The sequence below is a fragment of the Xanthomonas sp. LMG 12460 genome, from assembly GCF_009192895.1.
In the GTDB taxonomy this organism is placed as follows: Bacteria; Pseudomonadota; Gammaproteobacteria; order Xanthomonadales; family Xanthomonadaceae; genus Xanthomonas_A; species Xanthomonas_A sontii.
In genome coordinates, this window is sequence record NZ_NKUH01000027.1 from 26856 (window position 1) to 39720 (window position 12865).

At 69.9% G+C, this 12865-nt stretch carries 12 protein-coding genes; 4 read left to right on the top strand and 8 right to left on the bottom strand.

Annotated elements, in window-relative coordinates:
• Positions 1-175 precede the first annotated feature (175 nt).
• The 3 genes from CEK66_RS06520 to CEK66_RS06530 all read left to right on the top strand — a co-directional run bounded on the left by CEK66_RS06520 (position 176) and on the right by CEK66_RS06530 (position 2763).
• Positions 176-886, top strand: a complete 711-nt coding sequence (locus CEK66_RS06520) for a L,D-transpeptidase family protein (protein ID WP_226978520.1) — start codon at positions 176-178, stop codon at positions 884-886.
• Positions 883-2178: an APC family permease gene (locus tag CEK66_RS06525; protein WP_152236349.1), complete on the top strand. Its 1296-nt coding sequence runs from the start codon at positions 883-885 to the stop codon at positions 2176-2178. Before CEK66_RS06520 ends, CEK66_RS06525 begins: the two co-directional genes overlap by 4 nt.
• Before the next feature lie 87 nt (positions 2179-2265).
• Positions 2266-2763 carry a hypothetical protein gene (locus tag CEK66_RS06530; protein WP_152236350.1) on the top strand — a complete coding sequence of 166 codons (498 nt, stop codon included), beginning with the start codon at positions 2266-2268 and terminating at the stop codon, positions 2761-2763.
• Between the two features lie 120 nt (positions 2764-2883).
• On the opposite strand, the gene CEK66_RS06535 is transcribed toward CEK66_RS06530, so the two are convergent.
• Positions 2884-3390, bottom strand: coding sequence for a hypothetical protein (locus tag CEK66_RS06535; protein ID WP_152236351.1), 507 nt, complete (start codon positions 3388-3390; stop codon positions 2884-2886).
• 170 nt (positions 3391-3560) lie between these two features.
• Here CEK66_RS06535 and CEK66_RS06540 point away from each other — a divergent pair, with 170 nt between their 5' ends.
• The gene (locus CEK66_RS06540) at positions 3561-3869 is read left to right on the top strand and encodes a hypothetical protein (protein WP_017916324.1); all 309 of its coding nucleotides are present in this window, start codon (positions 3561-3563) and stop codon (positions 3867-3869) included.
• 210 nt (positions 3870-4079) lie between these two features.
• Here CEK66_RS06540 and CEK66_RS06545 read toward each other — a convergent pair whose 3' ends face one another.
• The 7 genes from CEK66_RS06545 to folB all read right to left on the bottom strand — a co-directional run bounded on the left by CEK66_RS06545 (position 4080) and on the right by folB (position 12827).
• Positions 4080-5222 (bottom strand): PQQ-dependent sugar dehydrogenase, encoded by a 1143-nt coding sequence (locus CEK66_RS06545; protein WP_193312587.1) that lies wholly within the window; start codon positions 5220-5222, stop codon positions 4080-4082.
• 135 nt (positions 5223-5357) lie between these two features.
• Entirely contained in the window at positions 5358-5801 is a 444-nt protein-coding gene (yiaA, locus tag CEK66_RS06550) for an inner membrane protein YiaA (RefSeq protein ID WP_043094380.1), read from the bottom strand.
• Between the two features lie 454 nt (positions 5802-6255).
• Positions 6256-8430, bottom strand: coding sequence for a glycoside hydrolase family 3 N-terminal domain-containing protein (locus CEK66_RS06555; protein ID WP_152236352.1), 2175 nt, complete (start codon positions 8428-8430; stop codon positions 6256-6258).
• A 258-nt stretch (positions 8431-8688) separates the two neighbouring features.
• Positions 8689-9630 carry an alpha-E domain-containing protein gene (locus tag CEK66_RS06560; protein WP_017908619.1) on the bottom strand — a complete coding sequence of 314 codons (942 nt, stop codon included), beginning with the start codon at positions 9628-9630 and terminating at the stop codon, positions 8689-8691.
• Entirely contained in the window at positions 9630-11078 is a 1449-nt protein-coding gene (locus CEK66_RS06565; protein WP_010341631.1) for a circularly permuted type 2 ATP-grasp protein, read from the bottom strand. Before CEK66_RS06565 ends, CEK66_RS06560 begins: the two co-directional genes overlap by 1 nt.
• 79 nt (positions 11079-11157) lie before the next feature.
• On the bottom strand, positions 11158-12477 hold the full coding sequence (locus CEK66_RS06570) for a mechanosensitive ion channel domain-containing protein (protein WP_043094374.1): 1320 nt from the start codon (positions 12475-12477) through the stop codon (positions 11158-11160).
• Positions 12474-12827, bottom strand: a complete 354-nt coding sequence (gene folB / locus CEK66_RS06575) for a dihydroneopterin aldolase (protein WP_017912042.1) — start codon at positions 12825-12827, stop codon at positions 12474-12476. The genes CEK66_RS06570 and folB overlap by 4 nt, the downstream gene beginning before the upstream one ends.
• Positions 12828-12865 lie beyond the last annotated feature (38 nt).

Sequence of the window (12865 nt, forward strand, 5' to 3'; positions counted from 1 at the left end):
ATCCGCCTCGCAACTGCGCTACCTTGCACCCAAGGCGCCCTCGCGCCCATGTCGCCCCCCGGAGATCCCCATGCCCCTGCTCCATCGGTCCCCCGCCACGCCACCGCATGCCGGCCACCATCGCGCCTGGCGCATCGGCTTGGCCCTGCTGTGCGCCCTGATCGGCGCGCCCTGCATGGCCGCCGACACCACCGTGCCGGCCGTGCAGCGCGCGCAGCAACTGATCTTGGTGCTGGCGCCTGATTGGGACAGCCCGCAGGGCACGTTGCAGGCGTTCGAGCGCGACGCGAAAGGCTGGCGCGCGCAGGGCAAGGCCTTCGACGTGAGCCTCGGCCGCCACGGCAGCGCCTGGGGCCTCGGCCTGCATCCGGCGCAGACGGACGGCCCGCAGAAGCGCGAAGGCGACGGCCGCAGCCCGGCCGGCGTGTTCACCATCGGCGAAGCCTTCGGCTATGCGCCGCGCATCGACAGCGCCATGCCCTACCAGGCGATGCAGCAGAGCAACTACTGCATCGATGTGCCAGGATCGCCGCTGTACAACCAGATCGTCGATGCCGACAAGGTCGGCAGCGCCGCGGTGGCCGGGTCCACCGAACCGATGCGCCTGGACCTGCAACACGCCGGCGATCAGCGCTACCGCGAAGGCTTCGTGATCCAGCACAACGCGCAGGCCACGCCGGGCGCCGGCAGCTGCATCTTTGCGCACCTGTGGCGCGCGCCCGGCGCGCCCACCGCCGGCTGCACCGCGATGCAGCCGGCCGACATGCAGCGGCTGCTGGCGTGGTTGCGGCCGTCCGCCGCGCCGCTGTTCGTGCTGCTGCCGCGCCATGCCTACCGGCGCCTGCAGGCCGAGTGGGCGCTGCCGGCCGTGGAGCCGGCGTCGTGAGCCAGGCGCCCGCACCCGGGCTGGTCCGCGCGGTCAGCCGCTGGCAGATCGTCGGGTTGTCGATCAACGACGTGATCGGCAGCGGCATCTACCTGCTGCCCGCGGCCACCGCCGCCCTGCTCGGGCCGTTGAGCCTGTGGGCGGTGTTGCTGGCCGGTGTGGCGGTGGCGCTGCTGGTGCTGTGTTACGCGCAGGCGGCCAGTTACTTCGACGAACCCGGCGGCAGCTATCTGTATGCGCGCGAGGCGTTCGGCCGTTTCGCCGGCTTCGAGATCGGCTGGATGATCTGGCTGACCCGGATCAGTTCGGCAGCGGCGCTGAGCAACGGGCTGGCCGATGCGGTGGTGCGCTTCTGGCCGGCCGCGGCCGGGGGCGGCGCGCGCCTGGCCATCGTGATCGGCTCGCTCGGCCTGCTCACCGCGATCAACGTGATCGGGGTGAAGTCGGCCGCGCGCACCGGCGTGGCGCTGGTGATCGGCAAGCTGGTGCCGCTGCTGCTGTTCGTGGCGATCGGCGTGTTCTACGTGGACTGGTCGTGGGCGTTCTCGGGCAAGACCCCGGACCCGCACGATGTCGGCAACCTCGGCGAGGCGGCGTTGCTGCTGCTGTTCGCCTATGCCGGCTTCGAGAACATCCCGGCCGCCGCGGGCGAATACCGCAATCCGCGCCGCGACGTGCCGTTCGCGCTGATCACCATGATCGTCACCGTCACCCTGATCTATGCCGCGGTGCAGGTGGTGGCGCAGGGCACGCTGCCCAACGTGGCGCAATCGGCGACGCCACTGGCCGATGCCGCCAGCGGCTTCGGCGGCGAAGCGCTGGCGCTGATCCTCACCGTCGGCGCCACCATCTCCATCCTCGGCACCACCAGCAACACGGTGATGCTGGGGCCGCGCTTCCTGTTCGCGCTGGCCAAGGACGGCTACGGCCCGGCGTTCCTGGCGCGGGTGCATCCGCGCTTCCGCACGCCGGCCGCGGCGATCCTGCTGCAAGGCGTGCTGTCGCTGGCGCTGGCGCTGTCCGGCTCGTTCGTGCAACTGGCGCTGCTGTCGATGGTCACCCGCCTGTTCGCCTACATCGGCACCGCCGCAGCGGTGCTGGTGCTGGCACGGCGCTATCGCGATCGGCCCGGCGCGCTGCGGCTGCCGGGCGGGCCGTTGATCCCGCTGGCGGCGCTGTTGCTGGCGCTGGCGTTGCTGCTCAGCGCCAGCTGGCAGAACCTGGCCGCCGCGGGCGTGGCGTTGCTGGTGGGCGCGCTGCTCTATCGGTTCCCGCGCAGGGACGCGGCATGAACGCCTTCACGCCGCCTTGCGCGCAGGTCACGCGCGGATAACCGCGGCACCCGGACGCTGGGCGCCCACCAGCCAGAGCCGCCCGCCATGAAACGACGCCGCGTCTACAGCGCTCCGGATCTGCCCACCGCCACGCGCGCACTGCAGGCCGCGCGCAGTGCCGGTCTCGACAACGACGACCTGTCGCTGGTCGCGCGCGGCGACATCGAGCTGGACGCCATCCCCGACGACCGCAAGGAAGGCAAGACCGACACCGTGCCGGCCGCGGCGCGTGGCGCCCTGGGCGGCGGTGCGGCCGGACTGCTGGCCGGGCTGGCGGCGATCGCGGTGCCGCCACTCGGCATCACCCTGGCCGGCGCCGGGGTCATGGCGATCGCCGGTGCCCTGGTCGGCAGTTGGTCCTCGGCGCTGGTCGGGTCCACCGTGCCGGACCCGGTGCGGCGCAACTTCGAAGAGGAAATCGAGGCCGGGCGCATCCTGGTGGTGATCGAAGGCGAGCCGGAGCTACTGGACGCCGCCGACGCGCCGCTGCGCGCGGCCGGCACCACGGCCTTGCCTTACGAAGCGGCGGCTGCCGCGCACTGACATCACGCCAGCTAGGCCAGGCCTGGCGCGAGACGCTCTCCGTTGCGCAGTTCCGTACTGACGCGGTTGCACGGCCCGAAGGCCCGCCGCCATGGCGTCGTCATCGGCAGGCGCGTTTCGTCAGGCGGCTGGCGTCAGCGACCGCATGCGTACCAACAGACCAGCGGCGTACACCAGCCCATAGGCGATCAGCGCCGCGGCAATGCTCATGGTCAGCGGACTGGCGTTCTGCAGGGTCTCGGCACTGCCGCCGGCGAAGGCGCCGCTGGCCCAGCGCCAGGCCAGGCGCCCGAGCAACAGCACGCTCAGCGCGGCGCCGATCCAGGGATTTGGCGTATACCAGCGCGCGCCGTCCTGCAGCTCGATGCGGGTGTGGTGCAGGGCGAAGGCGCCCAGCGCGGCGCCCAACACGGCGCCCAGCGCCATGCCCAGGCGCACGGCCGGCAACTGCACGGCCAGCCAGGTCAGCAGGCCCGCGACCAGCAGCAGGAACCCCAGCCGCACGCCGGTGCGCCGCGGCTGCCAGGGCTGGCGGCCGAAGTAGCGACGGATGCGTCGGTAATACAGCCAGCCGACGCCGGCCGTGGCCAGGTACGGGGTCAACAAGGCGATGCCGTTGGCGGCCATGGGATTTGTCGGTAGAGAGGGGGCGTAGCGGCGGATCGTAAGCCACCCTGAGCGCCGGCGCAGCCTGCCAGAAGGCATGAATGTTTCATATCGCGATCACACCGCGCAGGGGCGGGTTTAACGCCGGCGTGGCTAGCTTTAAGCGCATTCATCGCCCACGGAGAACCATCATGAGCGTTCCGTATCAGATTCCCGGCCGTGCGCCCAACGACGAGGACCGCAACAGCGTCTCGCAGTACTGGCGCGATCGTTTCGCCGACGAGCCCTATTACAGCGAAGGCGAGCGGTTCGAGGACTACGAACCCGCCTACCACGCCGGCCACGAGGCGCGCATCCGCGACTTCAACCGCGCCTACGAGCAGGTGGAAGCGGAACTGCACCGCGACTGGGACAACAACAAGGGCTCGCAGACGCTGAGCTGGAGCAAGGCCCGCCACGCGGTGCGCCGCGCCTGGGAGCGTGCCGGCAACGGCGAATAAGGCGACGCGCCACGTTCCCACCTGTAGAAGCGGCTTCAGCCGCGACAGGCTTTCTCAGTAAAGCCCGTCGCGGCTGAAGCCGCGCCTACGAAGGCAGCACGGCGATGTTCCTGATCGCACCCACGCCGCCAGCACCGACGCATCGGCAGGCGCACGCGCCCCACGCCGCTCACCCGGCAGCGGCGCAACCGCCGCTGCCGGGTGTACTCCTCAACTCTCCAGCGGCTGCAACTTCAGCAACCGCCCACCGGCGCCATCCTCCAGCAGCCACAGCGCGCCATCCGGCCCCTGCTCCACCTCGCGGATGCGCTTGCCCATGTCGTAGCGGGCGGCCTCGCGTGCGGTCTCGCCATTGAACTCGATCCGCACCAGCGACTGCGAGGACAGGCCGCCGATGAAGCCATTGCCGCGCCACTGCGGGAAGCGGCTGCCGTTGTAGATGACGAAGCCGGCCGGCGAGATCACCGGCGTCCAGCTCACCTTGGGCGCGGCGAATTCCGGGCGTGTGCTGTGATCGGGAATCGGGCGGCCGTCGTAATGATCGCCATTGGACACGATCGGGTAGCCGTAATTGGCGCCGCGCTGGATCAGGTTCAGCTCGTCGCCGCCGGCCGGGCCCATTTCGTGTTCCCACAACCGGCCGTTGGCGTCGAAGGCCAGGCCGAGCACGTTGCGGTGGCCCAGCGACCACACCTGCGCGGCGACGCCGCCGCGGTTGGCGAACGGATTGTCGGCCGGCACGCTACCGTCGTCGTTGAGGCGCACGATCTTGCCCAGGTTGCCGCTCATGTCCTGCGCCGGATCGAACTTCTGCCGCTCGCTGGAACTGATCCACAGCTTGCCGTCCGGCCCGAACGCCAGCCGATGGCCGAAGTGGCCGTTGCCGGACACCTTGGGCTGCTGCCGCCAGATCACCTGCTGTTGGGACAGGCTGCCGCCGCCGTTGTTGTCGAGCGTCAGCTTGGCGCGCATCACCGCTGCGCCGCGGGTATCGCCGCTGCCGGGTTCGGCGTAGCTCAGGTAGACCCAGCCGTTCTTGGCGAAGCCCGGATGCGGCAGCACGTCGCCGAGACCGCCCTGGCCGCCGTACGCCACGGTGGGGACGCCGCTGACCGTGCCGGTATGGCCGCTGACCGGATCGATGCGCTTGAGCGTGCCACCCTTCTCGCTGACCAGCGCAGTGCCGTCGGGCAGGAAGCTCATCGCCCACGGTTCGTTGAAGGTGGCGACCGGCGTCGCCGAGAACGGCCAGTCGCCGCGCCGCTCGGCGGCCGTGTCGGCGGGGGCGGCGTGCGCCGCAGAGATCGCCAGGCCCATGGCCAGCGCGCAAGCCAAACCCAGGGGAGTTCGCATGACGTGCACCTATCGGTTGGGGTCGAATCCCGAACCTAGCAGAGCCCGCGTGCACGGCAAGCATGCCGCGGCCAAGCCGTGGTCGCGGTCACGACGGCAGCGGTCTGCCCGCCCGGGGCAGCGCGCCAGACCGGATCACTCCAGCGGAGGCGGCAACGTCTGCCCGACGTGGCGCTTGCCGCCTTGACCGGCCCCCACCGCATCGCGGGTGTTCTTCTGCACCGCCACTGCACCGAACAGGCTAAGCGCGAAGGCCATGGCATAGAAGCCTTTCTCGCTCAGCAACAAGGTTGCATTGAATAGACCGACTGCCAACAGCACCAGCGCCGCGATCACCGAGAACCAGCAGATCGAGTAATACAACGCGCTCACCGGAATGTCCTCGACCCGGTCGCGCACGCTCTTTTGCAGCGAGACCGCGGAAAACAGGCCGAACAGCAGGACCGTGAAGTAATAGCCCTTCTCGTTCAACATCATTTCGGCATTCCACAAGCCGATCAGGAACCCGCCCGTGCCCAGCAGCAACGCCCCCCAGGAGGCAGCGATAAAGGCGGCGGAGGTCTTGGGCGCAGCTTGCATGAGAAATTCCTTGTGATGAGGGAAGACCAGGATCGGCGCACGGGCGAGGCGCAGCGCGCATCCCGACAACGCAACCTGAATGCATAAGGTAGAGGAAAGCGGCGAGTTACGCACCCGATCACAGTGGATGCTGCGCCGCCCCGCCGTAGACGCCTGCAGCAGGCCGCATCGGAACGCTACCGCAGATGCAGGCGGCGTCACGCCGCGTCCTGCATGGAAGGCCGGGAACGCAGGCCGCAGGCAGGAGCCGACGCGACGAGTACACGCGCCCACACCCACAACAGGCGTCCGTTGCGACCCCACAGAGGCACGCCAGACCATGAAAGTGGCTGCAAGAGCAGCCAGCGCGCGTCCTCCGGGCCGCATGGCGCTGCCTCCGGATCAGGGCAATCCGCGCGACCGAATCACCATCGGCGTCATGCCCAGGTCGGCGACGGCTGTCGCTGCGCCAGGCTCAGCCGGGCAGCAGCTCGAAGGCCACCGGCTCGCCGCTGGCCGAGGACGCGCACACCCACAGGTCGAACAGGCCCGGCTCGGCCGCGCACTGTCCGTCGCGGCCGGTGAAGGCCAGCGCGTGGCGGTCGAGGGTGAAGCGGACCTCCATGCCCTCGCCCGCGGCCAGCCGCACCTTGCGGAACGCCTTCAACTCGCGCACCGGGCGCACCCGGCTGGCAACGCGGTCGTGGATGTACAGCTGCACCACTTCCTCGCCTTCGCGCTCGCCGACGTTGTCGATGCGCGTGGTCACGGTCAGGGTGTCGTCCCAGCCGACCTGAGTGCGGTCGAGCTGCGGCGCGCCATAGGCGAACTGCGTGTAGCCGAGGCCATGGCCGAACGGATACAGCGGCGCGTTCGGCACCTCGCGCCAGCGCGACTTGAACTCGCTCATCGTCGGCAGTTCCGGCCGGCCGGTGCGCGGGTGGTTGTAGAAGTACGGCTGCTGCCCGGCATCCAGCGGGAAGCTCACCGGCAGGCGCGCGGACGGGTTGTAGTCGCCGAACAGCACGTCGGCCACCGCCGGACCGGTCTGCGTGCCCAGGTACCAGGTCACCGCGATCGCCGCGGCATCGCGCACCGCGCCCTGCAGCGCCAGCGCGCGGCCGTTGCGCAGCAGCACCACCAGCGGCGTGCCGGTGGCGGCGACCGCCTCGGCCAGCGCCTGCTGCGCCGGCGGCAGCACGATCTGCGTGCGCGACTGCGCCTCGCCGCTGTAGCGCTGCGGCTCGCCAAGGGCCAGCACCACCACGTCGGCGGCGCGCGCGGCGGCCACCGCCGCCTCGATGCCGCCGTCCAGCGGCGCTTCCAGGCCGCAGCCGGGCACCACGGTCAGCGCCTGCGCGTCGGCCAGCGCGGCGCGCACGCCGGCTTCCAGGGTCACGTAGCGGGTCTTGTCGCCGAACAGGGTCCAGCAGCCTTCGATGTTGTCGCGGTCCTGCGCGAACGGGCCGATCAGCGCGATCTTCTGGCCCTGCTTGCGCAGCGGCAGCACCGGGCCGTCGTTCTTCAGCAGCACGATCGAGCGCCGCGCCGCGTCGCGCGCCAGCGCATCGTGCGCGGCGATGTGCGACGGGTCGGCCTCGCGCGCCGGGTCCAGCGAACGGTACGGATCGTCGAGCAGGCCGATCGCTTCCTTCAGTTCCAGCACGCGGCGCACCGAGGCATCCAGCAGCGCCATCGGCACCTCGCCGTCCTCCACCAGCGACGGCAGGTGCGCGGCGTAGAAGCCGCTCTGCATGCTCATGTCCATGCCGGCCAGGAACGCCTTCTTGGTCGCGTCGCGCTCGTCGGCGGCATAGCCGTGCGCGATCAGCTCCATGTCGGCGGTGTAGTCGGAGATCACCACGCCGGGGAATTTCCATTCGCCGCGCAGGATCTCGGTCAGCAGTTCGTGGTTGGCGCTGGCCGGCACGCCGTTGATGTCGTTGAAGGAGGTCATCACGCTCAGCGCGCCGGCCTCGAAGGCGGCCTGGAACGGCGGCAGATGCACGTCGCGCAGGGTCTGCGGGGCGATGTCGACGCTGGCGTACTCCATGCCGGCGGCGACCGCGCCATAGGCGGCGAAGTGCTTGGGCGTGGCCAGCAAGGCGTCGTCGGCGCGCAGGTCCGGCCCGTGGAAGCCGCGCACGCGCGCGGCGGCGAAGGCGCAGCCCAGCACCACATCCTCGCCGGCGCCCTCGGCGCCGCGGCCCCAGCGCTGATCGCGGGCGATGTCCACCGCCGGCGCGTAGGTCCAGTGGATGCCGGCGGCGGTGGCCTCGACCGCGGTGGCGCGCGCGGTGCGCTCGGCCAGTTCCGGCTCGAAGCTGGCGGCCTCGCCCAGCGGGATCGGGAACACCGTGCGCATGCCATGGATCACGTCCGCAGCCAGGATCACCGGGATCCCCAGCCGGCTCTCCTCCAGCGCGACCTGCTGGATGCGCCGCCCCAGTTCCGCGCCGACGCCGTTGAACAGCGAGCCGACCCGGCCGGCGCGCACCTGCTGCAGCACCTCGTCGGCATTGCGGACGTTGGCTTCCGGATTCACGTCGGGGGCGAACGGGCGCACCATGTCGGCGAAGACGCCGAGCTGGCCGACCTTCTCCTCGACGGTCATGCGGGCGATGAGCGATTCGATACGATCCGAAGCCATGGGGTCCTTTGAGAAAACGTTTACATAGCCGCCAATTCTAGCTCTGCGGCCAGTCGATGGGGCAAGTTCCGGCGCCGGAATCGCCTATTCATAAAACTGTCTACCGACCGGGGCCGGCCCGGCCGCCGCGCACCATACGCCTGCGAAGGGGCGCCGCCTAGGGGGACTGGAGGGAGAGCCGGGCCCGGCTCAGCCCGGCGCTGATCCCGGATCGCCGCGGCCGGCCGCTGGCGCAGCGCACAGGCCGCCCGCCTCAGCTCAGGAGCTGAAGTAGGCCTCGGCGATGGCGCTGTGCAGGTGGCCGAGGTGGGTCTGGATCTCGTCCATGAACCCGGCCGGGTTGTGCTGCGCCAGGTACGCCGGGTCGGCATTGCGCACCAGCCCGCTGATGCGCATCAGCGCGCGCTCCACCGGCGGCCGCGGCGGCATGGTCGGCAGGATGTGCTGGGCGCGGACCAGGCAGAACTGCACGCTGCGCGGGAAATCGTTGTTCTGCAGCAGGAAGCGCAGCGCCTGCTCGCCGGTGACGCGCTGGCGCACGTGGCGGCGGTACATCTGGTAGGCGGCCTGCGCACGCAGCACGCTCATCCACTGCATGGCCTGGTAGGCCTCGCGGTCGTCGGCCTTGCGCGGGGTGATCAGGCCCGAGGCGCCGGCATCGATGATGCGCGTGGTCATGTCGGCCTGCTCGATCGCCGTGCCCAGGCGCAGGAACTGGAAGCCGATGTCGCGGCTGACGTTGGCGGTCAGCAGCCCGGACACCTTCAGGCAGGCGTCGGTCACGTGGCCCAGGAACTCCATGCGGTAACGGCGACCGACGCTGCGCTCGCCGTTGGCGTCGATGTACAGGTGCAGGTCGTTGACCGCTTCCCAGATCTCCTGCGGCAGGGTGTCGCGGATGCTGCGCAGCAGTTCGCGCGCGTACTGCACCGAACTGCGCAGCGAGGACGGATTGCGCTCGTCCAGCAGCAGGAAGCGCACCACGTCGGCGTCGCCGACGTCGTCGCCGGCGTTGGGGAACCACAGCGCGAAGATCTCGCCGGCGCCGACCGTGTCGATCATCGGCCGCCAGGCGAAGCGCACCGAGCGCGGCAGGTCCAGCTGCAGCAGGCTGCCCACGCCCACCAACCGCGCGGTGGTCTCGGCGCGGCGTACGTAGCGGCTGAACCAGTAGAGGTTGTCGGCAACGCGCGAGAGCATCAGTCCAGCTCCTCGTCCAGGTCCACCACCCAGGTGTCCTTGGCGCCGCCTCCCTGCGAGGAATTGACCACCAGCGAGCCCTCCTCCATCGCCACCCGGGTCAACCCGCCGGTGGTCACGTAGACGTCCTCGCGGGACAGGATGAACGGGCGCAGGTCCAGGTGCCGCGGCGCCGGCCCGGCCTCGGTCACGATCGGCGCGGTGGACAGGCCCAGGGTCGGCTGCGCCATGTAGTTGCGCGGGTCGGCCAGGATCAGCTTGCGGAACTGCTCGCGCTGGCGCGTGGTCGAGCGCGGGCCGATCAGCATGCCGTAGCCGCCGGACTCGTTGGCCGGCTTCACCACCAGTTCGTCCAGGTGCTCGAGCACGTACTGGCGGTCCTTGTCGTCGTGGCACAGGTAGCTGGGCACGTTGGGCAGGATCGGCTCCTCGTCCAGGTAGTAACGGATCATCTTCGGCACGTAGGCGAACACCACCTTGTCGTCGGCCACGCCGGCGCCCGGCGCATTGGCCAGCGCCACCTTGCCGGCGCGCCAGCTGCGGATCAGCCCGGCCACGCCCAGCACCGAATCGGCGCGGAACGCCTCCGGGTCCAGGAACAGGTCGTCGACCCGGCGGTAGATCACGTCGACCCGGCGCGGTCCGTACACGGTGCGCATGTAGGTGCAGTCGTCGTCGGCCACGAACAGGTCGTCGCCCTCGACCAGCTCGATGCCCATCGCCTGCGCCAGGTAGGCATGCTCAAAGTAGGCGCTGTTGAAGATGCCCGGGGTCAGCAACGCGATCACCGGCTGGTCGCCCGGGCGCGGCGACAGCGCCGCCAGGGTGTCGTAGAGCTGCGCCGGGTAATCGTCCACCGGCAGGATCGCGCTGGTCTCGAACAGTTCCGGGAACACCCGCTTGGCGACCATGCGGTTCTCGAGCATGTACGACACGCCGCTGGGGATGCGCAGGTTGTCCTCCAGCGCGTACAGCGTGCCGTCGGCGTCGCGCACCAGGTCCGAACCGCACACGTGCGCCCACACCCCCAGCGCCGGGGTGATGCCCACGCACTGCGGGCGGAAGTTCACCGAGTGCTCCAGCAGCATCGCCGGGAACACCTTGTCCTTGACGATGCGCTGGGCGCCGTAGATGTCGCCGATGAACAGGTTGAGCGCGCGCATGCGCTGCTTCAGCCCGGCCTCGGTGCGCTGCCATTCGTGCAGCGGGATCACCCGCGGGATCAGGTCGAACGGCAGCGTGCGGTCGACGTTGCGGCCGTCGGAGTAGACCGTGAAGGTGATGCCCATGACCCGCGCGGCGACGTCGGCGGCGAGCTGGCGTTCGGACAATTCGCGTCCACTGAGGCTGGACAGGTACTCGATGACCCGGCGCGCGGCCGGACGTGGCTGCCCGTCGGACTGGATCAGCTCGTCGAAGGTGGCCGTGCGGTACTTGCTCCAGTCCATCGCGCCCCTTGTTGCTGCGGGCCGGCGGCGAGAGGCGCCGGCATGTTGTCCCGCAACATGCCCGCAGACGTGACAGCCGTCAAGCCGCCGGCGGCGGCACGGCGTCCGGGGCGCGGCGGATCCGCGCGCTGTCCATGAACATCGCGTCGCTGGAAGCCTGGAACACGCGCAGGTCGAAATTGGGCAGGATCGCCAGCAGGTGATCGAACAGGTCCGCCTGGATCTGCTCGTACATCGCCCAGCGGGTGTCGTTGGCGAAGCAGTACAGCTCCAGCGGCAGGCCGTTGGCGCCGGGTTCCAGCTGCCGCACCAGCAGGGTCATGTCCTGGCGCACGTGCGGGCTGGCGCGCAGGTAATGTTCGACGTAGGCGCGGAAGGTGCCGAGGTTGGTGATCCGGCGGCCGTTGATCGGCGCCACCCCACGTTCGGCCAGCGCCCCGTTCCAGGCGCCGAGTTCGTCGCGCTTGCGGTCGATGTACTCGCGCAGCACGGTCAACTGCCGCATCTGCTCGATCTCGGCAGCGTCGAGGAAGCGCACGCTGTGCTGGTCCAGGTACAGCGCGCGCTTGATCCGGCGCCCGCCGGCCTCGCTCATCCCGCGCCAGTTCTTGAACGAATCGCTGATCAGCTTCTTGGTCGGGATGGTGGTGATGGTCTTGTCCCAGTTCTGGACCTTGACCGTATGCAGCGCGATGTCGATCACGTCGCCGTCGGCGTTCTGCTGCGGCATCTCGATCCAGTCGCCGACGCGGACCATGTCGTTGGAACTGATGGTGACGCTGGCCACCAGCGACAGCAGGGTGTCCTGGAACACCAGGATCAGCACCGCCATCATCGCGCCCACGCCCGACAGCAGGATCACCGGCGACTTGTCGACCAGCACCGACACCATCAGCACCGCCGCGACCACGCCGAGCACGATCTTGAGCAACTGCATGTAGCCCTTGATCGGCTTGTTGTGCGCGTCCGGGCGCCGCTCGTAGACGTGGTTGAGCAGGTCCAGCACGCGCGACAGGGCCAGCGCCACGGTCAGCACGATGAAGGCGGCGCAGACGTTGCGCACCACGCTGACCATCGCCGCCGGCAGGTGCGGCACCGCGCCGATGCCCAGCGACAGCACCAGCGCCGGGATGACGTTGGCCAGGCGCGGGATCACGCTCAGCTTCACTTCCTTGTCGCTGAGCACGGTGGCGCGCAGCGCCCGCCGCAGCCCGCGCAGCAGGATGCGCTTGGTCACCCAGTTGGCCAGCCACGCCGCCAGCAGCAGCGCCACGATCACCATCGCGTCGTAGGCCCAGGGATACGGTGCCAGGGTGTGCTGCAGGTCGGCGAAGAAACGTGCGCCGGGCAGCGCCGCCGGCGCGGCGCTGGCGAATGGCAGCGATGCCTGCGTGCTCATGCGCGGCTGCGCTCGATGATGACCCCCACTGCCTGCGCTCCGCGCACCGCGCCCGGCTTGCTCAGCTTCAGCCGCAGCCACTGCACGTCGAATTCTTGCAGCACCGCTTCCGCGCAGCGCTCGGCCAGGGTTTCCACCAGCCCGTAGCCGGACTGCTCGACCAGTTCCACCAGGCGCTTGCTCACCGCCTTGTAGTTGAGCGTGTCGGCGATGTCGTCGCTGGCCGCGGGCTTGCGGTTGTCGAAGCCCATTTCCAGATCGAAGCGCAGCGTCTGCCGGATCCGCCGCTCCCAATCGTAGATGCCGATCAGCGCGTCGATTTCCAGACCTTCGATGAAGACTTTATCCATGGGGAGCGGGGAATGGGGAATAGGGAGTGGGGAATGGT